Annotated in this window: 22 protein-coding genes; 13 read left to right on the forward strand and 9 right to left on the reverse strand. The window is 43.5% G+C overall.

The window, feature by feature from the left end:
* Positions 1-38: 38 nt before the first annotated feature.
* Positions 39-1,070, reverse strand: coding sequence for a glycosyltransferase family 9 protein (locus AAEZ02_RS00610; protein WP_164839419.1), 1,032 nt, complete (start codon positions 1,068-1,070; stop codon positions 39-41).
* 109 nt (positions 1,071-1,179) lie between these two features.
* Between AAEZ02_RS00610 and AAEZ02_RS00615 the strand changes: the two genes are divergently transcribed.
* Positions 1,180-1,908, forward strand: a complete 729-nt coding sequence (locus AAEZ02_RS00615; RefSeq protein WP_124012847.1) for a 3-deoxy-D-manno-octulosonic acid kinase — start codon at positions 1,180-1,182, stop codon at positions 1,906-1,908.
* 78 nt (positions 1,909-1,986) lie between these two features.
* On the opposite strand, the gene waaA is transcribed toward AAEZ02_RS00615, so the two are convergent.
* On the reverse strand, positions 1,987-3,249 hold the full coding sequence (waaA, locus tag AAEZ02_RS00620; protein ID WP_124012848.1) for a lipid IV(A) 3-deoxy-D-manno-octulosonic acid transferase: 1,263 nt from the start codon (positions 3,247-3,249) through the stop codon (positions 1,987-1,989).
* 117 nt (positions 3,250-3,366) lie between these two features.
* Between waaA and AAEZ02_RS00625 the strand changes: the two genes are divergently transcribed.
* The 5 genes from AAEZ02_RS00625 (at position 3,367) to glpG (ending at position 7,935) form a co-directional block, all read left to right on the forward strand.
* Positions 3,367-4,026, forward strand: a complete 660-nt coding sequence (locus AAEZ02_RS00625; RefSeq protein ID WP_101033350.1) for a TetR/AcrR family transcriptional regulator — start codon at positions 3,367-3,369, stop codon at positions 4,024-4,026.
* 330 nt (positions 4,027-4,356) lie between these two features.
* The gene (locus AAEZ02_RS00630) at positions 4,357-5,550 is read left to right on the forward strand and encodes a glycine C-acetyltransferase (protein WP_124012849.1); all 1,194 of its coding nucleotides are present in this window, start codon (positions 4,357-4,359) and stop codon (positions 5,548-5,550) included.
* A gap of 94 nt (positions 5,551-5,644) precedes the next feature.
* A complete protein-coding gene (gene tdh, locus AAEZ02_RS00635) occupies positions 5,645-6,670 on the forward strand; it encodes an L-threonine 3-dehydrogenase (protein ID WP_124012850.1) in 1,026 nt (341 codons plus the stop codon).
* A gap of 108 nt (positions 6,671-6,778) precedes the next feature.
* Entirely contained in the window at positions 6,779-7,087 is a 309-nt protein-coding gene (gene glpE / locus AAEZ02_RS00640; protein WP_101033353.1) for a thiosulfate sulfurtransferase GlpE, read from the forward strand.
* Complete coding sequence (gene glpG, locus AAEZ02_RS00645) at positions 7,084-7,935, forward strand: rhomboid family intramembrane serine protease GlpG (RefSeq protein WP_124012851.1); 852 nt, start codon at positions 7,084-7,086, stop codon at positions 7,933-7,935. The genes glpE and glpG overlap by 4 nt, the downstream gene beginning before the upstream one ends.
* Positions 7,936-8,017: 82 nt before the next feature.
* On the opposite strand, the gene elbB is transcribed toward glpG, so the two are convergent.
* Positions 8,018-8,671 (reverse strand): isoprenoid biosynthesis glyoxalase ElbB, encoded by a 654-nt coding sequence (elbB, locus tag AAEZ02_RS00650; RefSeq protein WP_124012852.1) that lies wholly within the window; start codon positions 8,669-8,671, stop codon positions 8,018-8,020.
* A gap of 530 nt (positions 8,672-9,201) precedes the next feature.
* Between elbB and polA the strand changes: the two genes are divergently transcribed.
* Positions 9,202-11,958, forward strand: coding sequence for a DNA polymerase I (gene polA, locus AAEZ02_RS00655; protein WP_124012853.1), 2,757 nt, complete (start codon positions 9,202-9,204; stop codon positions 11,956-11,958).
* Positions 11,959-12,808: 850 nt separating this feature from the next.
* Here polA and yihA read toward each other — a convergent pair.
* Positions 12,809-13,465, reverse strand: coding sequence for a ribosome biogenesis GTP-binding protein YihA/YsxC (yihA, locus tag AAEZ02_RS00660; RefSeq protein ID WP_101033357.1), 657 nt, complete (start codon positions 13,463-13,465; stop codon positions 12,809-12,811).
* A gap of 263 nt (positions 13,466-13,728) precedes the next feature.
* On the opposite strand from yihA, the gene AAEZ02_RS00665 reads away from it, so the two are divergent.
* From AAEZ02_RS00665 to AAEZ02_RS00685, 5 genes are all read left to right on the forward strand, one after another.
* Complete coding sequence (locus AAEZ02_RS00665) at positions 13,729-14,352, forward strand: c-type cytochrome (RefSeq protein ID WP_124012854.1); 624 nt, start codon at positions 13,729-13,731, stop codon at positions 14,350-14,352.
* 839 nt (positions 14,353-15,191) lie between these two features.
* Positions 15,192-15,854, forward strand: coding sequence for a methyltransferase domain-containing protein (locus tag AAEZ02_RS00670; protein ID WP_124012855.1), 663 nt, complete (start codon positions 15,192-15,194; stop codon positions 15,852-15,854).
* Positions 15,855-15,909: 55 nt separating this feature from the next.
* Positions 15,910-16,458 (forward strand): Der GTPase-activating protein YihI, encoded by a 549-nt coding sequence (yihI, locus tag AAEZ02_RS00675; RefSeq protein WP_124012856.1) that lies wholly within the window; start codon positions 15,910-15,912, stop codon positions 16,456-16,458.
* A 95-nt stretch (positions 16,459-16,553) separates the two neighbouring features.
* A complete protein-coding gene (locus AAEZ02_RS00680; protein ID WP_124012857.1) occupies positions 16,554-17,021 on the forward strand; it encodes a DUF2489 domain-containing protein in 468 nt (155 codons plus the stop codon).
* Positions 17,022-17,409: 388 nt separating this feature from the next.
* Positions 17,410-17,979 carry a lysophospholipid acyltransferase family protein gene (locus AAEZ02_RS00685; RefSeq protein WP_101033362.1) on the forward strand — a complete coding sequence of 190 codons (570 nt, stop codon included), beginning with the start codon at positions 17,410-17,412 and terminating at the stop codon, positions 17,977-17,979.
* Positions 17,980-18,042: 63 nt separating this feature from the next.
* Here AAEZ02_RS00685 and AAEZ02_RS00690 read toward each other — a convergent pair whose 3' ends face one another.
* The 5 genes from AAEZ02_RS00690 to hutC form a co-directional block, all read right to left on the reverse strand.
* Positions 18,043-19,503, reverse strand: coding sequence for an alpha/beta fold hydrolase (locus tag AAEZ02_RS00690; RefSeq protein WP_351121576.1), 1,461 nt, complete (start codon positions 19,501-19,503; stop codon positions 18,043-18,045).
* Positions 19,504-19,530: 27 nt separating this feature from the next.
* Positions 19,531-20,799, reverse strand: coding sequence for a mechanosensitive ion channel family protein (locus tag AAEZ02_RS00695; protein ID WP_124012860.1), 1,269 nt, complete (start codon positions 20,797-20,799; stop codon positions 19,531-19,533).
* A 347-nt stretch (positions 20,800-21,146) separates the two neighbouring features.
* Positions 21,147-22,685: a histidine ammonia-lyase gene (gene hutH, locus AAEZ02_RS00700; RefSeq protein WP_351121579.1), complete on the reverse strand. Its 1,539-nt coding sequence runs from the start codon at positions 22,683-22,685 to the stop codon at positions 21,147-21,149.
* Positions 22,686-22,688: 3 nt separating this feature from the next.
* Entirely contained in the window at positions 22,689-24,359 is a 1,671-nt protein-coding gene (hutU, locus tag AAEZ02_RS00705; RefSeq protein ID WP_124012862.1) for a urocanate hydratase, read from the reverse strand.
* A gap of 109 nt (positions 24,360-24,468) precedes the next feature.
* Positions 24,469-25,173: a histidine utilization transcriptional repressor HutC gene (hutC, locus tag AAEZ02_RS00710; RefSeq protein WP_101033367.1), complete on the reverse strand. Its 705-nt coding sequence runs from the start codon at positions 25,171-25,173 to the stop codon at positions 24,469-24,471.
* Between the two features lie 133 nt (positions 25,174-25,306).
* Here hutC and hutI point away from each other — a divergent pair, with 133 nt between their 5' ends.
* Positions 25,307-26,539, forward strand: coding sequence for an imidazolonepropionase (gene hutI / locus AAEZ02_RS00715; RefSeq protein WP_124012863.1), 1,233 nt, complete (start codon positions 25,307-25,309; stop codon positions 26,537-26,539).
* Positions 26,540-26,690: the final 151 nt, after the last annotated feature.

The following is a 26,690-nucleotide window of genomic DNA, read 5'->3' on the forward strand; positions in this document are numbered from 1 at the left end:
GAATTCAGATAATGACAGCTCGCTTAAAGGCGAGCTTTTTACTGCTTAATGAATTTATCAAACTGAGTCTTAACCTCATCAACCACTATCAGTGCCATTAAATGCTCACCTTTAGCACGCGTGCCCCATTTCACTGGTGCATCAAATTGAATGGCTATCACTTGCGGGTAAACACTGACGGTGTATTGACGATAAAAATAGGGTCCTGTTCGTCCAGGATTAGAATGAGCATACAAACCAATAACAGGTGTGCCTTGAGTGACCGCCATATGCAATGGCCCGGTATCAGGTGCGAGCACTAGCTTGGCTTGTTTTAACACAGCAAGCAGCTGAGTTAGCGATGTCTTGCCTACTTGGTTATCCAATGGATGCTGGCTATGAGATTGGATAACATCGGCTAAGGTTTTTTCTAGTGCGCTTGGTCCGCCGCACAACATCACTCGATAACCTTGCTCAGCCGCATAATCGGCTACTGCAGCATAACGCTCTGGTAGCCAATTTCGATCGGCTTTACTGGCAGCAGCACAAATCACCAACACCTTATCATCGCCCACCAGCTGTTTAGCAAAATCAGTGTCTGCTTGGGGTACTGGAATGTTCCAACTAGGGGTTAAGTCTTTAACACCAATGGCGTTAGCAAAGCCCATAAACCCTTCTAATACATGGGGTGTGGCCAATGGCTCAACAGCGTGGTTGGTTACCAGCCACTGACCTTCTTTGGCTCTTGCCTTATCAAATCCGACACGCACTCGCGCCTTAATCATTAATGAAGCTATGGTTGCGCGCAGGGCAACTTGCATGTGCAGCAACACATCAAAGCGCTGACCGTGTAAATCACTGCGTAACTGCACATAGCTTCGCCAGCCCTTGGACTTATCAAAAATAACAAACTTAATGCCAGGTAAGTGCTTGAGTAATTGATATTCAACCTTACCAATAATCCAAGTAATGCTAAGGTCTGGATACTGTTTTTGAATCGCCTGCACCATTGCTACAGCGTGGCATACATCACCAATGGCAGATAAACGCAGTAAACATAATGAACGTATCGCACTAAAGTCAGCTTTCATTGATTATCCAATATGCTTAAGTGAAAAATAAGGCTGTTAAGGCAAGTGAGTGATCTTAAGGTATAATGTTATTTCGATCCACAATCTCACCAATGCTATTGATAATTAGATGCACATAAAAACCACTCAACTTGGCCATATTGCCTGGTGTGAAACCACTGCCCAGCACTTAGCACCACAAGACTTTGCCGTCGATGGTTGGCAGAAAAAAAATGCCGTTGTCGGTCAGTCTAAGGGCCGCTACACCACCTGGTTTGTCAAAACCGCTGATCTCGACTCACCGCAAACATGGGTGTTACGTCATTATTGGCGTGGTGGGATGATGGAAAAATTCAGCCGTGATGCCTATCTCTATACTGGCTTACAACGAACCCGCGCGGTGGCTGAATTGGCCATACTCGAAACCTTATATCAACAAGGGTTTGCGGTTCCACGCCCAATAGCAGCGAATGTTGAACGATTTGGATTATGGTATCGAGCCGATATTATTATTGAACATGTTGCTGGGGCAAACGATTTAGTGGCGCAGTTAAGTCATCACCCCATGACAGAGTCACTGTGGTATTTACTTGGTGAAACCATTGCCCAATTTCATCAGCGCGGGGTATATCACGCCGATCTCAATGCTAAAAACATCTTATTGGCTCACGGAAAATTTTATTTAATAGATTTTGATCGCGGTGAGTTACGTACACCGCAAGCTACGTGGCAACAAGCTAATCTGGACCGTTTGTTACGTTCTTTTAAAAAAGAGCTCGCCAAACTGACAACGCTGCATTTTAATCAGCAACATTGGCAGCAATTACTTACCGGTTACCAGAGCATCAACCCGATTTAAACCTAATCAGTGTGTAATCTTGTCATTGAAAATAGACCCTTACCAGGGTCCATTTCCAAATTAATCAACGCTTAAATGCTAAACGATGAGCTTATTGATTAGCGTAAATTGCTTCAATAACGCACCACGATTTTGTTCCACCACAGCGAGAGCCGCCGAGGATGCTGCGTGATACATCTGGCTATCGGTAAATTTATGTTGTAACCCTTGCGCTAATTCATCTGCAGAGGTAATGCAGGTTAATGCTCCGGCGTCAGCAAGCAATTGGGTGATTTGAGCAAAGTCCCAATGATTAGGGCCAACATAAACAGGTAATCCCATGGCCGCTGGTTCAAGCGGATTATGGCCACCGCTATTAATTAATGTGCCGCCAATAAACGCTTGATCTGCCGCACCATATAACATCACCAACTCACCCATGGTATCGCCCAGCAATACTTGAGTCTGGCTATTCACCTCATCATTCATACTGCGTCTGGCTAACGTCAATCCAGACTGGGTTACGGTAATAGCGGCTAAATTAAATTGTTCTGGGTGTCGTGGCGCCATAATCAATAATGCCTCAGGGAAAACAATTAATAGCTGCTTATGGGCAGTCAAAACCGCCTCAAACTCACCAGGATGAACACTCCCAGCAACCCAAATCGGTGAATTCAGCCGATCCCACTGGGCACGAAGCGTATTTGCTTGGTGTTTTTTTGTCGGGTCAATAGTGAGATCAAACTTTAAACTGCCACACACATGTATGCGTTGAATGTCCACGCCCAAATGTATAAACCGATCGGCTTCACGTTGAGTTTGTACGGTAATCAAGTTGAGTTTGTTTAACATAGGCACAGCTAAACGACGCTTATTCGCGTATTTATCGGCTGACTTTTGCGACAGTCGAGCATTGGCCAAAATCAATGTCACTTGTTGCCGGTGCGCAAAATGGACCAAGTTAGGCCACAGCTCGGTCTCCATAATAATGCACACTTTGGGTTGTAATTGGCGTAAAAAACCTTTGATGGCATAGGAAAAATCAAACGGTAAGTAACAATGCTGCACCTTATCACCAAAGGCTTTTTTCACTTCAGCCGATCCGGTAGGACTGGTTGTTGTAACGGTAAACGAATACTGAGAATGCGCAGCCATAAGCTGCTTAATTAACGGAATAGCCGCCAAAGTCTCTCCCATAGAGACACAGTGGATCAGCACATCGGTTTGAGTGACATTGGCAAAACCAAAGCGTTCAGACCAACGACTCCGATAGTCGACACTTTTTATCGCCCGAAATGCTAGATAGACAATCACCAGCGGAAAAAACAAATAGAGAAAGAAAGAATAAACAATACGGTTCATGTAAGATGAGTCATCGATTTTTGCTTGTCAGATAATCACAATGCTAACATACTCAGATCAAGACAGCTTAACGAATTATTTGAGCGACAATAAGCCAATAATGAATGTGGAAACCCCATGAAAACTCGCGATAAAATCATTTTTGCCAGCTTAGAACTGTTCAATGAACACGGTGAGCGCAGTATTACCACCAACCATATTGCCACACACTTAGGCATTAGCCCGGGCAATTTGTACTACCACTTCCGTAATAAGGAAGACATCATTAATTCAATTTTTAGCTTATATGAAAGTCATTTAGAGTCAGGCTTTAAGCTTTATGACGATGAGCCTATTACAATCGAATTATTAATGGGTTACTTTGATGCCATGTTCTATACCTTATGGGAATTTAGGTTTATGCATGCCAACTTGGCCGATATTTTAAGCCGTGATGATGCCCTCAAAAAACGCTATTTACACGCGCAACAACAAGTCCTAACTCGTTCAAGTGATGTGGTCCGCAAACTCAAAAAAGATGGTTTCCTTGATATCGAGGATAGTAAAGTTACCGCGCTTGCCGACACGTTGAAAATGATGGTCAGCTTCTGGATTAGCTACCAATTAACCCAATCCAGCACATCAACCATCACTAAAGCCACCTTATACGATGGCTTATTAAGAGTATTGATGATTTTTAAAGCTTACTCGACCCAAACTTCTGTCGCCACATTCTGCCGCTTAGAACAGCATTATTTAGACATCGCCAGCCAAGAGCGCCACAACGCAGCGCAATAGAATGCCGATATATTGGTTAATCAAGTATCAGTAACCGATCTTCTACTTTGCGAATAACCGACTACAATTGAGATCAGAATAGTTGTTATTGAGGTGTTCGCTACCCCCTATTTCCACCCAAGTCACTCACCATGTTAATGATTAGTTTTTTTAATGTGAATAAGTCGCTAGCCCTAAACTAATTCATCTTGGTCTGACGACTAAAAAAACACTGTAGAGCAGCAAAAATAAAGGTTAGAATGCCAATAACTCCAAAACACCCTGTCATTTATCGCAGTGTTTTACTGCGTGATTTGGATAAGCATAATAACCATATTTAGGAGAACACAGGTGGCATCTACCTCTTTTTACGACCGAATTAATCAGCAAATTGTCGATGTAAAAGCCGATGGCTTATACAAAAGTGAACGCATCATTGCTTCCGCGCAACAAACCGCCATTGAGGTTAACAGTGAAGAAGTGATTAACTTCTGCGCCAATAACTATTTAGGTTTAGCCAACCATCCTGAACTTATCAAAGCAGCAAAAGCTGGTTTAGACAGTCACGGATTTGGTATGGCGTCGGTACGATTCATCTGTGGCACTCAAGACATTCATAAGCAATTAGAAGCCAGCCTAAGTGAATTTTTAGGCATGGAAGACACCATTTTGTATTCGTCTTGCTTCGATGCTAACGCGGGTTTATTTGAAACTCTTTTAGATGCTGAGGATGCGATTATATCCGATGCACTTAACCATGCCTCAATCATTGATGGCGTGCGTTTATGTAAAGCTAAGCGTTTTCGTTATGCCAACAACGACATGAGCGACTTAGAAACCCAGCTTATTGCAGCCCAAGCAGCTGGAGCGCGGAATATTTTAATTGCCACTGACGGTGTATTCTCAATGGATGGCGTGATTGCTAACCTTCAAGGCGTATGTGACTTAGCCGATAAATACGGTGCATTGGTGATGGTCGATGACTCTCATGCCGTAGGCTTTATCGGTCAAGATGGCCGTGGAACCCATGAATATTGCAACGTAATGGATCGTGTCGACATTATTACCGGTACATTAGGCAAAGCATTAGGCGGCGCGTCGGGTGGATTTACGGCGGCGAAAAAAGAAGTGGTTGAATGGTTACGTCAACGCTCGCGCCCTTACTTGTTTTCAAACTCCTTAGCCCCTTCGATTGTTAGCGCCTCAATTCGCGTGCTTGAAATGCTAAAAACAGGTCAAGATCTACGTGAAGCCGTTTGGGAAAACAGTCGTTATTTCCGTGAACAAATGTCTGCAGCAGGTTTTACCTTAGGTGGTGCAGATCATGCCATTATTCCGGTAATGATTGGCGATGCTAAATTGGCTAGTGACTTTTCCAACCGTTTATTGCAAGAACATATTTACGTGGTCGGTTTCTCATTCCCTGTGGTACCCAAGGGCCAAGCGCGTATTCGTACTCAAATGTCAGCGGCGCACACTCGCGTTCAACTTGATCATGCTATTGCTGCCTTTACCCGTATTGGTAAAGAAATGGGCATTATCTAATCTAACCTAGATTCATCGAAGCATAGATTGATAACAGCATCTCGTAACAATAGCCCAGGCTAAAGATAGTTCCGATTAAAAATAGGTCATCAACATGAAAGCATTAAGTAAGTTAAAGCCTGAAGAAGGCATTTGGATGGTCGAAGCACCAAAACCAGAAATGGGTCACAATGACCTGTTAATTAAAATTCGTAAAACGGCTATCTGTGGTACTGACGTCCATATCTACAACTGGGATGAATGGTCACAAAAAACTATCCCTGTACCTATGATTGCCGGCCATGAATATGTCGGCGAAGTCGTCGATGTGGGCCAGGAAGTTCGTGGGTTCAGTATTGGTGACCGCGTATCTGGAGAAGGTCACATCACCTGTGGTCATTGCCGCAACTGTCGTGCTGGCCGTACTCACTTATGCCGTAACACTTCAGGTGTTGGGGTTAACCGTGATGGCGCATTTGCCGAATACTTAGTGCTGCCTGCTTTTAACGCCTTCAAGATCCCTGCTGATATTTCAGATGATTTAGCCGCTATATTCGATCCATTTGGTAACGCCGTCCATACCGCGTTATCGTTTGATTTAGTCGGCGAAGACGTATTGATTACCGGTGCAGGCCCTATTGGTATTATGGCTGCGGCAGTGTGTAAACACGTCGGCGCACGTCATGTGGTGATTACTGATGTGAACGAATACCGACTTGATCTTGCTAGAAAAATGGGTGCAACCCGCGCCGTCAACGTCGCCAACGAAAACCTTAACGATGTCATCAAAGAACTTGGCATGACAGAAGGCTTTGACGTGGGTTTAGAAATGTCAGGTGTGCCATCGGCATTCCACGCAATGTTAGACACCATGAACCACGGCGGTAAAATTGCCATGCTCGGTATTCCTGGCGGCGAGATGGCCATTGATTGGAGTAAAGTCATTTTTAAAGGCTTGCTCATCAAAGGCATTTATGGCCGTGAAATGTTTGAAACTTGGTACAAAATGGCCAGTTTAATCCAATCAGGTTTAGACTTGTCCCCTATCATCACTCATCATTTTAGTGTCGATGATTTCCAGCAAGGCTTTGATGCGATGCGCTCAGGTCAGTCTGGAAAGGTTATCTTGAGCTGGGATTAAACGTTAATATCTGAGTTACCCACACCAACAAGGGGTTGTATTTATACAACCCCTTGTTGCAAACTAAACCAAGTCCAATCGCTATTCGTATACTTTATAGGTTATGTCATGTCAGGTTTTAAACATTTGTCTATTAATGAGCTTATCCATATGTCCACGGAATCTAACGACGTACAAGTTGTTGATATTCGTGATGCGGCCAGTTTTGCCGCCGGTCATATTGAAGGTTCAACCCATTTAACTAATGAAAATTTAGCTCAATTCACTAGCAGTGCTGATATGGATAGACCTTTGGTCGTCGTTTGTTATCACGGCATGAGCAGCCAAAGTGCCGCTAACTACTTAAATGAGCAAGGTTTTGATGATGTTTACAGCCTAGATGGCGGTTTCAGTGCTTGGAGCTTAGCGAACTCATGATAGAAATTGGCCAACTCGCGAATGCACGTGCTGCACAAGCATTTATTGATTACCTCAAGGGGTTAAATATTCAATGTCATGCCGTGGCTCATGCTCAGGGTGTTAGCCTAGAGATTAATAACCCAGCTGATGAAAACCGAGCCCGCGCCGAGTTAATTGAGTTTGCTAAAAACCCATACGACAGTAAGTATTTACAGGCATCTTGGGATAACGGCGCTACCAATACTAAATTTGACTATGGCCCGGGAACAAAAGGCTTAATTCAACAGTTTATGAAAGGTGCTGGCCCGCTGACGTTAATCTGCTTTTTTGTTTGTGTTGCCATTTTCGCTGGCATGAACCTTGGTTTTGCCAATGCTATCTTTACTCAGTTATCTTTTTTCGGCGCCGTTGCGGACAGTGGTTTAAACCAAGTTTGGCGAGTGTTTACGCCAAGCCTAATGCACTTTTCTGCTATGCATATCATCTTTAATATACTGTGGTGGTGGTACTTAGGCGGTAAAATTGAAACCAATTTGGGTACTCGACCACTACTGTTTTTATTAGTTGCAGCGGGCACTTTGCCTAATATTGTGCAGTTTTACATGACAGGACCTAATTTTGGTGGGCTGTCTGGCGTCGTTTATGCTGTGGTGGGTTACACTTGGTTAATGGGTATTCGCAAACCCAGCTGTGGTATTAGCTTACCGCAATCTTATATGATTTTTATGCTCATTTGGTTAGTCTTGGGCTTTACTGATGTGCTTGGAATGCCAATTGCAAATGGTGCCCACATTGCGGGGCTCTGTGTCGGGTTAGCTCAGGCATTATTTGATAGCAGAAAATCACAACAAGCTAAAACCAGCTAATCACCACTAATAGCGCCACCTTAGGTGGCACTTTTTTTGACATTAATGGGCTCATATAAACCGTGCTTTTCAACGCCAATCGTTAAGCCATTTCGAGTACTTTATTGACCAGTTTCTCAATACCAATATGTGCCTCTAATATCGATGTCGCTAACATATACCCTGGCGTACTGACTATTTTATTCACTTCATCAACAACAATATCTTCAACTTGCACGTCTTTATGCTTACCGCCCATTTCATTGAATGCATGAGCCGTCTCTGAATCTGTGCCAATGGTGCCAACAGCTCCTTTGCCGTAAATGTTAGGGATCATCACAGGTGAAATACACACAAAACCAACAGGCTTGTGTGCCAAAGAAAACTCACGAATAAAGTTCTCTACAATAGGCTGAATATGACAATTACTGCCAGTAGTTGCAAAGTTGGATAAATTTTTAGCGGCACCAAAACCACCGGGAATAACCAAACCATCAAATTGACTGATCTCTAAGGTGCTGGCATTGAGTACTTCACCACGAGCAATTCGTGCAGACTCTACTAACACATTACGGGTTTCGTCTGTGTTGACCTCACCCGTTAGATGATTCACCACATGCATTTGAGTCATGTCCGGAGCAAAACATTGATATTGTGCTCCCGCTCGCGTTATCGCCAGCAAGGTTAATACGGCTTCATGAATCTCAGTTCCATCAAACACCCCACAGCCACTCAACAACACAGCAATTTTTTTCATGACATCCTCCTTCAACTTTTAAGTGATAATGTAAATATTACAACAAAAAAACAACAAAATGATTGATCTGATTAAAAATCGTGCTAACTTGGACCGTCGAATTTAGTAGATGAGCTTTTTGTAACCATAAAACATCACTAAATTCTATTGTGACTTAACTGACATCAATAAAAAAGTCCACAAATTAGTAATATTTATGAGAATTAATATTTAGCTCACAAAAATAAAAATAAACGCCTTAATTCAACTAGTTACAGATTTCATTTCAAGTCGTAGGAAAATCTATCCAGTAAGGTTGATTAATTCACTCACAGACTTATCCACAGGCTGTGAATCTTTGTCGCGCCTAATAGTTTGCTTTTCTCTATAAAATTACCCACAAAACCTCACTGGATACGCCACTGGTCAGACGTTACGGTCATTGAGCACTATCTTGGGTAAATAACTGACAATCTCACAAGCATCTTGAGGTGCTGTGGGTATAATGTCATCCTATTAGTCTCGCAAAATACTGAACACGAATATTAATTATGCCAACGATTCCCAATAATCCGCTCATCCTCGTTGATGGATCATCTTATCTTTATCGCGCTTATTATTCGCCGCCTCATTTAACCAATTCCAAAGGTGAAGCGACAGGCGCGGTTTATGGTGTCATTAATATGCTTCGCAGTTTATTAAGCCGCTACAGCCCAAGTCATATCGCGGTGGTGTTTGATGCCAAAGGCAAAACCTTCCGCAACGATATGTACGACGAATATAAAGCCCAGCGTCCACCGATGCCTGATGATCTGCGCACTCAAATAGAACCCTTGCACAAAATCATTCACGCGATGGGTTTACCACTGATCAGCATTTCGGGTGTCGAAGCCGACGATGTGATCGGTACCATTGCGCTTCAAGCGAGTAAAGAAGGCCGAGCGACGTTAATCAGTACCGGCGATAAAGATATGGCGCAACTCGTCAATGAGCATGTGACGTTAATCAATACCATGACAGACACCATTATGGGGCCCGAAGAGGTCAAGACGAAATACGGTGTTAACCCAGATAGAATAATCGACTTCTTAGCACTCATGGGCGACAAATCTGACAATATTCCGGGCTTACCTGGTGTCGGCGAAAAAACCGCTTTAGCCATGCTCATCGGAGCAGGCAGTGTTGCCCAGCTATTAGCCGATCCTCACAGTGTTGTCGACATGGGTTTTCGAGGCTCGAAAACCATGCCGGCTAAAATTATCGACAATGCCGATATGCTAAGGCTGTCTTACGAGCTAGCCACCATCAAAACAGATGTCAAACTCGAACAAGACTGGCATGAGCTCAATGTTAAACCACAAGATCGAGATGAACTGATTAAATGCTTTGGTGAAATGGAGTTCAAGCGTTGGTTAGCTGAAGTATTAGATAACAAGCAACCTCGCGGCACTGTTAGCGACGCTAGCGATGAAGAAATTGCCGTATCGCCAACCATTGAAGCTGAGTATGAAACGATTCTGACTATGGAAGCGCTCGATAAATGGATCGAACAGCTCAACAGCGCCGACCTTATTGCGATTGATACTGAAACCACTAGTCTCAATTACATGGAAGCAGAACTTGTCGGTTTATCATTTGCTACCGAAGCAGGTAAAGCGGCCTATTTACCGTTAGCTCATGATTACCTTGACGCGCCGCAGCAAATCGATAAAGCCAGTGCACTTGAAAAGCTGCGCCCAATTCTTGAAAGTGACACTCTCCAAAAAGTCGGTCAAAACCTAAAATATGATATGAGTATTTTAGCCAATGCAGGCATTACTCTCAAAGGTGTACGCTTTGATACCATGCTCGAATCCTATGTGTTTAATTCAGTCGCATCACGTCACGACATGGACGGTTTAGCATTAAAATATCTTGGTCATAAAAATATTAGTTTTGAAGAAGTCGCAGGTAAAGGCGCAAAAAAACTGACCTTTAACCAAGTTAATTTAGATATAGCAGGCCCTTATGCCGCCGAAGATGCTGATATTACCCTGCGTTTACATCAACATCTATGGCCAAGACTTGAAAAAGAACCTGAACTCGCCAGTGTATTTAATGAGTTAGAACTGCCATTAATTCAAGTATTGTCAGACGTCGAGCGCCAAGGTGTATTAATCGACTCAATGTTACTTAGCCAGCAAAGTGGTGAGTTGGCCAAAAAGCTTGATGAACTGGAAATTAAAGCCTACGAAATAGCAGAAGAGAAGTTTAATTTAGCTTCACCCAAGCAGCTGCAAACGCTCTTTTTTGAAAAACTAGGTTACCCAGTCAAAAAGAAAACGCCTAAGGGTGCACCATCAACAGCTGAAGAAGTGTTAGTTGAACTGGCACTAGACTACCCTTTACCTAAAATCATCCTTGAGCATCGCAGCCTAGCAAAACTAAAGAGCACCTATACCGATAAACTGCCGCTAATGGTTAACGCTATCACGGGTCGTGTTCATACCAGTTACCACCAAGCTAATGCTGCGACTGGCCGTTTGTCATCGAGTGAACCCAACTTACAGAATATTCCCATTCGCACCGAAGAAGGTCGCCGTATTCGTCAAGCCTTTATCGCTCCTGCGGGTCGTAAGATTTTAGCAGCCGATTATTCGCAAATTGAACTGCGGATCATGGCGCATTTATCCCAAGATGCAGGCTTATTAGCGGCTTTTGCTGCAAACAAAGATATCCACAAAGCCACTGCAGCTGAAGTGTTTGGAATACATTTTGAAGAAGTGACCACAGAACAACGTCGCCGCGCCAAAGCGGTTAACTTTGGCTTAATTTATGGTATGTCTGCATTTGGTTTAGGCAAACAACTGGATATTCCACGTAACGAAGCACAAACGTATATCGACACTTATTTTGCTCGCTACCCAGGTGTGCTTAAATACATGGAAGAAACGCGAGCCATCGCTGCTGAATTGGGTTATGTGTCAACATTATTCGGACGTCGTTTATACTTACCAGAAATCCGCGATCGAAACGCATTACGTCGTCAAGCTGCTGAACGCGCAGCGATTAATGCGCCCATGCAAGGTACTGCCGCAGATATCATCAAAAAAGCCATGATATCGATTCACCATTGGATCAATACCAGCACACAAGGTGAAATCACCTTAATCATGCAAGTGCACGATGAATTAGTGTTTGAGGTTGATGAGGCGCAAGCTGAAACGCTCAAAACAAAAGTGTGCGATTTAATGGCTCAAGCGGCGTCATTGGACGTGACCTTATTAGCTGAGGCAGGCATTGGCGACAACTGGGGTGAAGCCCACTAGTTATTGAGGGTCACTAGCTGGCTCGTATCAGCAAAGGCTGCTAGACCATTCAAACAGGTTTAACGATTATGCCACCTCACTGACGGTGGCATTTTTATGCTTCATTTTTTTAGAAAGTAATTTGTTAAAAAGTAATCCCTCCTAAAATAGACGATAAAGCCTCGATCATAAAAGACATATCCATCTGTTAGAAAGTGTTACCCCACCTTATTTGCTATCAGTTCAATCAGTGGATGGCGATGAACAAGCAATTGATGGACCTCAAATCAGAGTTCAAATCTGTCTAAAACCGGTGCTAAAATCCGACAAGTATTTGCGGACTACCGAAAAAACTCAATCTGTATAACATTCCAAGCCGTTATGGTTAACAAAACAGCAATGTTTTGGGTCTAAAATCACACTATTATATGTCTTTATGAAAAACAGTTTTTTATTTTCAGGTTAATAGGCTATTATAATTGTCGTAGGGTACAGAGGTTAAGATGTTCAATCTTTCAAACCTTTATTTCACTAGCAATAGTGACTAGCCAAATTCGGCGCCCCAGCAATTTAGGTTGCTGGGGCTTTTTTTGATTTTTTTTCGAGCTAAAAAATATTTAGAGCAAATACTTTAACTGTCGTTAGAGATCGGTTATTATATTGCTATTGAGCGTCATCAAATTGAGTTGATGGCACTTGAGTCTTGTTGAATTTAGCTTCTCCCCAAAAGAGCTAATTTATTTGTACCGATGGCCGTTTGGTTATCGGTTTTTTTTGCCTAAAAATCAAGAACCCTATACCAAAGACGAAAAAAAGCCGACATGTGTGTCGGCTCTTAGTGCTTGCTGGCAATCGATTAACCGCTCAATGGTTACTCGGGTTCTTGCTCAGCCTTCTCCTCAGCTAACCATTCAGGATGACACCAATCATTTAAAATGCTCAGCACCTTAGGTTTACCGGTGCCTTTCAATGACGACAAGGTCTCCACTTGCACCTTATCACCAAAATCCTTTAGGGCTGAACGCACCTCATTGATGGTTTTCATTTTGGTACTCTGGGTTAACTTATCAGACTTAGTTAACAAAGCTAATACCGGAATATTACTCAATACTGCCCATTCAATCATCTGCATATCAAGATCTTTCAATGGATGACGAATATCCATCAATACCACCAAACCACTTAAACAAGCACGTTTTTGTAAATACTCACCAAGCGCCTGTTGCCATTTATTTTTTAATGCTAAAGGGACTTGCGCAAAACCATAGCCCGGTAAATCGACCAAGCGACGATCATCATCCAACTGAAAAACGTTAATCAATTGGGTTCGACCTGGTGTTTTACTGGTTCGAGCTAAACCTTTTTGCTCCGTTAGTGCATTTAACGCACTGGACTTACCGGCATTAGAACGCCCAGCAAACGCAATCTCAACCCCGATATCCCCAGGAAGATACTGATCTAAATGCGCAATATCTGGCGCACTGATTAAAAACTTAGCCCTACGGAAATCGATACGAGATTCAGTCACTCTTCACTCCAATTAAATTACTTCTAGTAACGCGTTACCATAAATTTTTAACAATTGCTTACTTTTGCACATTTTCGTGTAAAATATTAGCTTGATCACATTATATACCCAAGCAATGCTGATGTGTGTGATGTAGTCATAAATGATTTTGCTCTAACCGAACAAAATAAACTGCATAAAAAGCACTTGGAAAATCATTTTACCACGCTTGCGGGTCTTCCTAGTAAGCTCAGGACAATAAATTAACTAGAAGTTGGAACGCCATGAAAAAGTTAGCTCTTGCGCTGTCTGTAGTCGCCGCTATGTCATCACCAGTTATGGCTGAAGGTAATGCTGAAGTAGGCAAAACTAAAGCAATCGTATGTTCTGCCTGTCACGGTGCTGACGGCAATAGCATGATTGATATGTATCCTAAATTAGCAGGCCAACACCCTGCCTATCTTGAAAAACAATTAACAGAGTTTCGATTAGCGGCCAAAACAGGTGGCGCAGAGGGTCGTATGAACCCCATTATGATCGGTTTTGCAATGGGACTCAGCGATGAAGACATTGCTGACATTTCAGCATTCTTTGCTAGCCAAGTACAAGTTGTTGCCGAGGTTGCCGATGTACCTACTGCAGGCGAGAAACTGTATAAAGGTGGTGATGCCGCCCGCGGTATTACCGCCTGTGTTGCTTGTCATGGACCTGAAGGTCAAGGCGCCGCTGCTGCAGGTTTCCCTGTGGTGGGTGGTCAACATGCTAACTATATCAACATTCAGCTAACACAATTCCGTGATGGGATCCGTCATAACGATTTAAATGGCATGATGCAAGATGTCGCGAAAAAGCTGTCTGATGCTGATATCGAAGCATTATCTAAATATATTTCAAGTATTAAGCATTAATACTACTGAATATTAGCTAATAAAAAATGGGCTTTCGAGCTCATTTTTTACCCCCTAAAGTTGACGTTGACGTAAACTTCATCGATTATTACTTGACAGTGTTCACACTTTTAGCGTTAAATACACCCCGTACCGAGATGAACCCATCTGTTTGTAACATAAAACTAATAACATCAAGCAGGTTTCGGACTGATACATTTAAGATATAAGAATAAAGTTAATTTATAATAATAATAATTTAAGACCGCTCACTAATAATAACAACATGAGTCGATATTTCATTTTGAAATACAGGTCGTAAAATTTGTAAGGAATAGACCGATTGGTCGACATGCTATTTAGCACTGCCTTACACAACAGAGTGACTGATAACCCAGAGCATTATTTGAAGGATTCAAATAATGGCATACAAAGCTTATTGCTGAGGATGCATCCACTGGAGGCTTTATCGCTCGAAGGTACAAAGTAACAAGGATGGTTAACTCTTGTCATTGAAGACAATTAGGATAATGATGCGTCATTGAAGACCATCTACGGAAACTGTAGTCAGGACGGCAACAGAATATAAAAAGTGTTATGGATGACCAATAACAACTAGAAACGGCATGGAAAGCAGAAGAAATAAAGATCTGACCGGGATAGTCACATAGCAAGTAAGGATACTTGGAATCAGAATAAAGTGCGTTAGGCACTCTTTTTCGAGGTGGCAGTTATACTGCCACCTTTTTTTATGCCCAAAATAACCTCAATATTGACTTGATTTAAAATACTTACTTTTAATTAGCCGCATTCGCTATATAATCGTTTATTAAGTCAATACTTAGGCACTGCTGTATTTGATGAACGTATGTCCGCTTTGTAATCATGGTGCTCATTTTTTTGTTCAAGACAAAAAAAGAGCTTTCTACAGCTGCGAACGGTGTGGTTTAGTTTTTGCTAACCCAAAATCACATCTAATGCCTGATCTTGAACGTCAGCGTTACGGTCGTGCACAAACGTCATCGAAACAGAAACCATTATCGCAATTTATACTGCCACTGCTTGAGCAAATATCTCAGCAACAGACAGGTGTATTAACGGGCCTGAATTTTGGCCGCTTACTTGATGAACAAAGTAAGCAATCCATCGCAGACGCCGGTCATCTTGTTAATCAATACGACCCGTTTTTTGCTGCTGATCAGTCGGTACTGAAACAGCGCTATGATTTTGTATGCTGTTATCGAGTATTTGAGCACTTTCGTCACCCTCACCGAGAATGGATGTTGCTTAGTCAATTAATTAAACCCGGTGGCTGGTTAGCAATAAGTACCCCTTTATTGACCGATAAAGACCACTTTGCTAAATGGCATTACAAAAACAATCCAACTCATGTAAGCTTTTATCAGCACTCGACATTCGAATATTTAGCATTAAATAGTGATTTTGAGCTATTATTTGCATCGAAAGCTCTAGTTTTGATGCAAAAATCATCAAAATCTGATATAAAGCGCATCCTTATTTAGTGTCTTGCAGAAATTGCTCTGCAAGAACGTGTTTAGAAAACCTAACGAGAACATTATGGCTCGCAGCAAAAAAACTCGCAAAGGCGGCGAAAACGGCGCTAAGTTTGCCCCAAGAGAGAAAAAAGTCGATCGCAATGCGGTGGATGGTAAAAAATCTGAAACAGGCCGTAAATCAGGCAGCCGTCATAATGAAACTTTACTTAAACAAGCATCAGATAGCGCAACAGTTAAGAGTAAAGATGCACGCCATGGCAGTAAAAAGCCGGTAGCATTAACATTACCGACATCAATTACCAAGCCGTTAGTGGTTAAGCCTAAACAGCCTAAACTGAACGATGAGCAACAGTTATTGAAACTTGAAGAAGACCCAAGACTAAATCAATTGCTTGACCAACTTGAAGAAGGTCGCGATTTATCTGACACGGATCAAAAGTGGTTGAACAATCAATTAGACAAGATTGAGCAACTGATGTTAAGTTTAGGCCTTACTGAAGGTGATGATACGCCAACGGCCAGCCCTAAAAAGCAACTGAGCGACGATGAATTATTAAATCGTTTTGAATCAGGTGCTGATCTGCTCAAAGATTATCAACACAAAGATTAATCTGCTCGATGACAGTAATACCAAGCTATTTCTTGGTTTGATATAAAAAAACTGGCGCATCTTGCGCCAGTTTTGTATTCAGAAAAGGATAAATTGTGTCAACAACCGCCATCGTTATTGCTTTGCTCATTATTGTTGCCCTTGCAGCCTACGCAACACACTTACTGTTAACGCTTAAACGTCAAACACAAGCTAATCAGCAGGCATCATCAGAGCGTAAGGCTAAAGCTGACGAGCGTAGACAACAAATACTTACTGATATCCGCTACATAGCAGCGGCGATGTTAGAAGATCGCTGTGAACTGTCTGAAGGCGTTGTGCGCATAGGCAAATTATTTGATGTCTTATCACTGTCAGAACAAGTTGCGCCTGACTTCCCTAACCTATTTATCCATTATGACCTCATTAGAAACCATCCCATCATGGAAGCGCGTCAAGCCTTACCTAAACAACAACGAATGAAGTTTGATTTTGAGCGGATGAAATCAGAAGCAGAATTAGAACAAGTCATCCTAGAAGAAGCCAAATCCATTGCTAAGTTTGATAAACCGACCACTCACTAGCACTTTTCAACCGATTAGATCACCTCAACCCGGGATGATAAACCGTTATTGCAGCGCTATTGATCCTCTAACGGCGTCGCACTCACCATCGCCCAAGCTATTGACGTGTACATTTGCCTTGTTAGCAAACCAAACAGCAAGTTTGAAATAAAATACAGAACATATTCATACGCTTATCGATTAATCCTATCTACTATCCTCGGTTGAGCTTAAGCGTCAAATTAGCACGATGATAGGTTATGCTGAGATCACATAAGCTAACGGGGCACATCATGAAGGTATAACAAACCTATATTAGATGTGTTTATTGTCCGATTAATATCAACCCCTTAGATAATGCACAGTAACAACAAGAAGCTTAATAAAGCTCAATAATTGGGATCACATTATGTTTAGTTCACTTTGCTCTGGGTTACTCAAAATACTTGGTTGGAAATTAGATGGTCAACTTGATAAAACCAAACCCTGCGTCATCATTGTTGGCCCGCATACCAGTAATTGGGATTTCATTATTGGCATTATCGCCCGCAGCGCCTTAGGAACTAAAATACACTTTTTGGGTAAGCATCAGCTCTTTATTCCGCCTTGGGGATGGTTATTTCGCGCCATGGGTGGTAGCCCCGTTGATAGACGTAAATATAATAGCTTAGTCGATGGCGTGGTACTGTTATTCCAACAAGATCCACTTTATAAACTGGCCTTAGCACCAGAAGGTACACGCAGCCCAGTAACCCGTTGGAAAAGTGGCTTTTACCATATTGCAGCCAAAGCGGATGTTGATATTGTGCCAATCGGATTAGATTTCGGCCGCAAAGCGATTGTGATCGCCAAGCCCTTAAGACCGACAGGAGATATTGAACGAGAAATAAATCAGTTAATGGATTTCTATCGTTCAATCAAAGGATGTCATCCCAAAAAGATCCCCAATTATCAACAAAGCAGTGACGTTAAAAAATAACTACAATTCAATATAATCATCTGTGAGTGCTAAGAATAAAGAAAAATAACACGCTGCGGTGCGCTACAAGACACTTTCTAAACTCTCAGAAGCTAACACGTAGCTGCCACCTAAACGGGTAATATGGGTTGGTGTATGGATCCGCACTAAAGATAGCACCAACCGCGTCGACGCTTGTGATATAAACACAGGAGAACTACCCCAAAATGTTACCCCGGCTAAATCAAACCGACTTTGAGTACTATTAATTCCACCCAAAAAGTGAGTATCTGTGGCGCTAATAGTACTGCGCGTTATCATCATTTTGTTTAACGGTACACCTATGCGGCTAGACTTGATTGTCACAATCGAGTCGCTGATAGTGAGCTCGTTTACATCAGCATCATCTACAAACACCAATTTACAGTCATCAATAATTAGCTGGTCATAGTGCCCCGAAAAATATTGTTGGCTATCTTGATAGCATTTGCCAATACGCTTACTTTGATTTTCAGAGCCTTGTTCGCGAGCTAAAGGCGTAGACGCAAGGCTGGTTAGCAGCATCTGATTAAAAATGCGCTGATGAGACTTCATCGGGACATGTCCGGCACCGTCAATAACCCGTAGTTGTGCCCTAGGTAATATATGCAGTAGTGCTTGAGCGGTTCGCAATGGTGCAACCTGATCATCCGCTCCCCAAATGAGCTGCGTAGCGGGCATCTGTTGGTAATTAAGCACAGAGAAGTTTTGTTCCATTAATGCTAATGCCGCATTGGTATTCGTTTGCTCGCCAATGGTCATATTACGAATAGACTCGTTGCGACTCAGCAACTGAGTGGGATCAAACCCTGTCCCTGTTTTCTCTAGTATTTTGTCAGCAAAATTATCAACCCGCGCCAATAGTCGGCGAAAACCTTGTGGTAATTCGCTATTGGCCATGTTCCTCTTAGAAATTTGCTTTAGATAGGCTGTACGGTCCAAAATTCCGGCAGCATCGACCAACACAAGTTGTTCAACGTTGCCAGGATATTGGCTAGCATAGTATAAACTGATCGCCGCCCCCATCGAGTGGCCCACTAAATGCACCTGAGTATCTGGATGGCGGTAACGACTTACAACCCAATCGATAACCTTGGCATATTCTTTTGGCGAGTAAGTAAATACAGCACCTTGTGATAAGCCAAAACCGGGTAAATCAATAGCAACAACATGGTACTGCTTTGCCAATGCAGGAATAACCGTTAACCAGTCTTTAGAGGCTAAATCGCCTAAACCATGAATAAGTACAACCGTGTCACTATGCTCAAACCCGGTTTGCAGCACAAACAGCGGCGCTTGGTGGCTGGGTACCATCACTCGTTCAAATTGATAGCCCGCAGGGTAATCGGCTAATTCTGCCGCGGTTAACGGTTCAACCATCAATGGTTTTTGGTTACCGATTGCACCAACTTGCTTACTGATGTCATTAAACCAACTGGCTGGCACGGGTATCGCCCACAAGAGCGACACCATTAATAGCAAGAGTAATAAAGGTGATTTAACCACCGCAGAAGTCCGCTCTCTGGCAGCTTATCACTCTTGTTCGGTGCATTGCTTTATGCTGCGAATATCGGTTCCTGTGGGAATTTGAAACGCGCGCAAACCAAACTCTGGTAACACGGCAAAAATGTGGTCAAAAATATCCGCTTGAATGGCTTCATAATAGGTCCAACGAATATCATTGGTAAAAATATACAACTCTATCGGCAAGCCTTCAGTCGTTGGGGCTAGCTGCCTAACCATCAATGTCATGTCTTTATGTACTTTTTCATGACGATGTAAATACTCTTGTAAGTACGCTCTGAATGTTCCGATATTGGTTAAATGACGGCCGTTCACCTTCATCTCGATATCACTCACATTGGCATTAGCGACACTAATTTCACTAAAGATTTGTGGCAAGTATTCTTTTAAGTAATTCACCTTGCCCAAGCGTAAACGCTCTTCATCCGTTAAAAATTGAATACTATTGACATCAATATTGATTGAACGCTTAATCCGTCGACCGCCAGACTCAGACATGCCGCGCCAGTTCTTAAATGCATCAGAGACCAATGCATAGGCTGGGATCATGGTGATCGTATTGTCCCAATTGCGTACTTTGACTGTCGTCAATGTCACGTCTTCAACTGCGCCATCTGCAGCGTATTTATCCATTTGGATCCAATCGCCTTTACTCACCATGCGATTAGCGGCAAGTTGAATCCCAGCAACAAAGCCTAAAATGGTGTCACGAAATACCAGCATAACAAGACCGGTTGCAACCCCTAAACCACTAAAGAAATAAACAGGCGACCGGTCGGCTAGTACCGCAAACACAACAATTAACCCAATGAAAAACAAGAATAACTTAGTCAGTTGAACAAAACTTTTTACCGGTAAACGGCGATTAACATGATTAACATCGGCAATTTCATCGATGGCATTTAATCCGCCATACACAGCTCGAATAATAAAAAACACTAACAAAGCGCTAAGTAAACGGTCAATAAACGCACTGACCAACTCGAGTTCAGTTAACACTATGGGGATCAATAAATCGAGGATTAAAATGGGCACTAAAATAGCGAGACGCTCAAACACCTTAAAACGCATGAAAATATCGTCCCAAGTCACCGAGGAACGACGGATCACAGCATTCACACCGTGAACCACAAATCGGTGAGTAATGAAATAACTTAAACCTGCCACAATCAAACAGGCAAAAATCAATATCAAGGTGGCGACGCCATCCGATGGTTGGCTATTAATACCTAACTGGGTTAACCAAGCCGCGATTTCAACTCGAACATCTATATTCACAAACAAATCCTTAGCAATCTTTTATCTTTACTCAATCAACAGACTTACATTAGCCCGCATAAAAACAATGAAGCTCTCGTAGGCTTATCACTATACTCATTATGCCCTGTGTTGATGTAGAACGTTAATGAAACATCAACACTATCAGCCAAGATACCGAATATAAATGCAAGCCACTCTTTTCACTATTATTTTAAATTTTTGACTTATCTGAGTATCCCCATGCATGATTAAACAAAAATGATCTTTTTTCCATGGGAAAAAAAAGACAATAAAAAAGGACCTTGCAGTCCTTTTATCCAATTTATCATCAATATAGCATGCTGATAATATGTTACTTAGCCCAACTAAAAGCTCGGTAACATACCTTGTGGTAACAGCCTGTTGAAGCTCGCGCGACACAACAAGTTAACCGAGTTGTCGATATCGGGTGAAAAATAACGGTCTTTATCATAAAACGTCACGATTTCACGCAGTTCAGCTTTGGCCATTGCGACGGCCGCGCTCGGTTGCAACGGCGCTCTGAAGTCTAAGCCTTGTGCGGCAGCTAACAGCTCAATCGCCAACACGCCACGGGTATTTTCGCTCATGTAACGTAAGCGCCGTGCAGCAAACGTGGCCATCGACACATGATCTTCTTGGTTAGCCGATGTGGGCAAACTGTCTACCGATGCTGGGTGAGCGTAGGTTTTGTTTTCAGAAGCTAACGCCGCTGCGGTTACTTGAGCAATCATAAAACCTGAGTTGACGCCACCGTTATCCACTAAAAATGGCGGTAACTTAGAAAGGCTAGAATCAATCAATAACGCCATTCGGCGCTCCGAAATTGACCCCATTTCAGCAATCGCAATCGCAAGATTATCAGCCGCCATCGCCACGGGTTCAGCATGGAAATTACCACCCGAAAGAATATCGCCCGTATCTTGGAATACTAAGGGGTTGTCGGTAACCCCGTTGGCTTCAGCACCCAACACTTCTGCCGCTTGGCGGATTTGGGTTAAACACGCGCCTAACACCTGCGGCTGACAGCGCAGTGAATAAGGGTCTTGCACTTTTTCGCAATTGCTGTGACTTAGGCTAATTTCCGATTCGTTAGTGAGCAAATGACGGAAAATCGCCGCCGAATTAATTTGACCTTTTTGCCCCCGCGCAGCATGAATGCGCACATCAAACGGGCTGCGACTGCCCATCGCCGCTTCAACGCTCATAGCGCCAATCACCGAGCTGGCGGCAAATAAATCTTCGGCATTAAACAAGCCTTCAAGTGCAAGTGCGGTCGATGCTTGGGTACCGTTGAGTAAGGCTAAACCTTCTTTCGCCGCCAACTCCAATGGCTCAAGCCCAGCGATTTTAAGGCCTTGTGCTGCTGAAATAATCTGCCCTTGATAACTCATTTCGCCTTCACCTAGTAACGGCAAACACATGTGAGCGAGTGGCGCTAAGTCACCCGATGCACCGACTGAACCCTTTTCTGGTACACACGGATACACACCGGCATTCACTAGCTGAATGAGAAACTCAATCACCTCTAAACGAATGCCCGAAAAGCCGCGGCTTAATGAGTTAATTTTTAGCACCATCATTAAGCGCACAGTGGCATCTTGCATGTATTTACCAATACCCGCGGCATGGGATAATACAATAGAGCGTTGCAGTAATTGCAGATCTTCTGGGGCAATTTTAGTATTCGCCAATAAACCAAAACCAGTGTTAATACCGTAAACAGTGCGGCCTTCGCGCAATACTTGTTGGACGATTTCGGCACTTTGATTAATGTCTTTAATGGCTTCCTTAGCAAGGGTCAGCTTGACACTCTTACGGCTGATATCGCGGGTTTGTGCCAAGGTTAACGTCCCTGGTGTAAGTTCAAATGAATAAGTCGACATGGGTTACGCTCCTAACATCGGCAGGTCTAAGCCTTGCTCTTTGGCACAATTTTTTGCAATCTCATAGCCAGCGTCTGCATGACGCATTACCCCAGTAGCGGGGTCGTTCCACAATACTCGGCCTAATCTCACGGCAGCCTCATCAGTGCCATCGGCCACGATCACCACCCCAGAATGTTGACTAAAGCCCATGCCAACGCCGCCACCATGATGCAGCGATACCCAAGTAGCACCACTGGCCGTATTGAGTAAAGCGTTCATTAATGGCCAATCTGACACCGCATCTGAACCATCTAACATGGCTTCAGTTTCACGATTTGGACTGGCAACTGAGCCAGAATCTAAATGATCACGACCAATCACAATCGGTGCCGCTAACTCACCGTTTTTAACCATTTCATTAAAGGCTAACGCCAAACGAGCGCGATCTTTTAAGCCGACCCAGCAAATACGTGCAGGCAAACCTTGAAACGCAATACGCTCACGCGCCATATCTAACCAATTATGTAACTGCGGATTATCAGGGATCAGCTGTTTGACTTTGGCATCTGTTTTGTAGATATCTTCAGGATCGCCCGACAAGGCGACCCAACGGAATGGGCCTATGCCTTCACAAAATAACGGCCGCACATAGGCTGGCACAAATCCGGGGAAATCAAACGCATTCGCCACGCCTTCTTCAAAGGCCATTTGACGAATATTATTGCCATAATCCGTGGTTGCCGCGCCCGCTGCCTGCAATGCCAACATGGCTCTAACTTGAACCGCCATTGACTGTTTAGCGGCTTTCACCACTGCAGCCTCATCCGTTTTACGCATTTTAGCTGCGTATTCTAAGGTCCAGCCTTGGGGTAAATAGCCGTTTAAGGGATCGTGCGCCGAGGTTTGGTCGGTGACCACATCGGGGGTAATACCGCGAGTCACTAACTCAGTAAACACATCTGCGGCATTGCCGAGTAAGCCTACCGAAACAGGCTTGCCGCTTTGATTCGCTTCATCAATCATCGCTAAGGCTTGGTTTAATGAAGTGGCTTTTTTGTCGACATAACCGGTGCGTAAGCGAAAATCGATACGCGTTTCATCCACTTCACAGGTTAAGACTGAATAACCCGCCATGGTGCCAGCCAATGGTTGTGCGCCGCCCATGCCACCTAAGCCACCGGTTAAAATCCACTTACCGGCTGATGAACCATTAAAGTGCTGTTTAGCCATAGCCACAAAGGTTTCGTAAGTGCCTTGAACAATGCCTTGCGAACCAATATAAATCCACGAGCCCGCCGTCATTTGGCCGTACATCGCCAAGCCTTTTTTATCCAGTTCGTTAAAATGCTCCCAATTAGCCCAATGTGGTACTAGGTTTGAGTTAGCAATAATCACTCGCGGCGCATTAGTGTGGGTGGTAAACACCCCAACGGGTTTACCCGATTGCACCAACAAGGTTTCATCATCTTCAAGACGCTTTAGCACCTCAATAATTTTGTCATAACTTTGCCAATCGCGCGCGGCGCGACCAATACCACCGTACACCACTAAGTCTTCTGGGCGCTCGGCAACATCTGGGTGGAGGTTATTCATTAACATCCGCATTGCCGCTTCGGTTAACCAGCTTTTACACTGTAATTGAGTACCGTGCGGCGCAATTATGCGACGGCTTGGGTCATGTCGTTTATCCATATTATCCTCTTCAACCGACTATCTTAGGTTTGGTTTTTTTATTGGTCTTGTTGGTTTATGTCTTATTGTTATGACTGTCAGCTAAGGTTTAAAGTGATACTTATTCGTATCATCTCTTAACCAAAGCTGAGGTTAATTTAAACTTACTGCCCGGATGCACTAAGCGTGCAAAACTGACCACACCTTGGCGTGACCAGGTACGACGTAAAATTTGTAAACAAGGTTCAGTCGCCGCAATAGCCAAACGTTGCTGTAACAGCTCGTTAGCCATAATGGCTTCAACGGTATGCCGAGCTTCTGTCAGTGGCGCCACGGCCGATAAATATTCATGGGGAGTATGTATAATAAAGTCTTGTTGCAGGTAATCAGGCACAAGCTGTGGGTTAACAAAGCGCTCTTCAACTTGCAGTGGCAAGCCTTGTTCGCAATGCACTAACACCGAGTAAAATACTGGACTGCCAACCTCTAGCCCTAGGGCATTAGCCACAGCGGTCGTAGCATCGATTTGTTTCAATTCGAGCTGTTTGACACTGTATCCATGACCGCGGTCTTTTATCTCGTCGGCAATATTACGAATAGTCAGTAATGACGATTGCGATTTAAATCCTGCCACAAAAGTGCCTATGCCTTGGGTGCGCTCTAACACACCCGACTCCACCAGCTCAGTCAAGGCACGTCTTGCGGTCATGCGGCTGCAAAAAAATATCTCGGCCAATTGGTTTTCAGACGGCACGCGATCGTTCTCTTGCCATTCGCCCGTCTCAATACGCGACAAAATAAATTGTTTTATTTGGGCAAACTTTGCTTGGGCCATGTCAGCAGCTCTCGGTTTTGTAGACAATTATGTCATTGCTGTTTAAAAACACATCAGTCATCCTACCTTGTATATACAAGTTAAAACAAGTATTGTTTAGCGATTGGTTAATAACTCATTTTCAGAGGTTTTTATGTCGTGGGATCAGGTGTGGATTGATGTCAATATTGCAACCATGGACCCGAGTGTTCAACGGGCTTACGGTGCGATAACTCAAGCGGCTATCGCAGTAAAAGATAGCAAAATAGCCTGGGTTGGTCCGCGCAGTGAGCTACCTGAATTTGATGTACTGGCAACGCCGGTTTACCGAGGTAAAGGAGGCTGGATAACGCCCGGGCTTATCGATGCACACACCCACTTAGTGTTTGCCGGAAATCGCACCGATGAGTTTGAACAACGTTTACTAGGCGCAACTTATCAAGATATCGCCCGTGCTGGCGGCGGTATTATCTCGACCGTTAACGCATGTCGCGATGCAGACGATGTCGAACTGTTTGAACTGGGTCGACAACGCTTAAACGCCTTAGCCAGAGAAGGCGTCACCACGGTTGAAATTAAATCCGGCTACGGCTTAAACACCGAAACCGAGCTTAAGTTACTCCGCGTAGCACGAGAACTCGGCGAACATCACCACATTGATGTTTGCACCACGTTTTTAGGCGCTCATGCCATTCCACCTGAATATAAAGACCGTGCCAACGAGTATGTCGACTTAGTGATTAATGACATGCTCCCCGCGGTGATTGCTGAAAACCTTGCTGATGCTGTGGATGTATTTTGTGAAAATATCGCCTTTGACCTTGAGCAAACGGAGCGGATATTAATCGCAGCCAAACAAGCAGGATTACAGTTTAAACTGCATGCCGAGCAATTATCCAATATAGGCGGCAGTGCGTTAGCCGCTAAACTAGGGGCTAAGTCGGTTGATCATATTGAGTTTTTAGACGAAGCGGGGGTTAAAGCCATTAGCGAAAGCGGTACCTGCGCAACCTTGCTACCTGGGGCATTTTACTTTTTACGCGAAACCCAATTACCGCCAATTGATTTATTGCGTCAATACAAGGTGCCAATGGTGATTGCCAGCGATTTTAATCCTGGGTCATCGCCTATTTGCTCAACCTTATTAATGCTTAATATGGCCTGCACGCTATTCAAACTTACCCCTGAAGAAGCCTTACAAGGCGTAACCATTAATGCCGCTAAAGCCTTAGGCCTCGAAGCAAAAGTCGGTCACCTTGCCATAGGTATGCAAGCTGATTTTTGTTTATGGGACATTACCACCCCAGCACAACTAGCTTATGCTTATGGAGTTACCCCTTGTAAAACCGTAGTGAAAAAGGGTCAAGTGGTTGCCTTACCCAATTAAGTCATAGTACTCAATTTGTATCATTAAACTCACCCGCCACTAAAGCCAAAACACTTTGTTTATTTTATCGTCACGAGTGCTAATACGTTATCACTCGTGACCTTGTTATTGGCGTCATCTCGAAATACGGAACGAATATTATTAGTAAACG

It is taken from the genome of Shewanella sp. T24-MNA-CIBAN-0130, from assembly GCF_040310185.1.
In the GTDB taxonomy this organism is placed as follows: domain Bacteria; phylum Pseudomonadota; class Gammaproteobacteria; order Enterobacterales; family Shewanellaceae; genus Shewanella; species Shewanella psychromarinicola.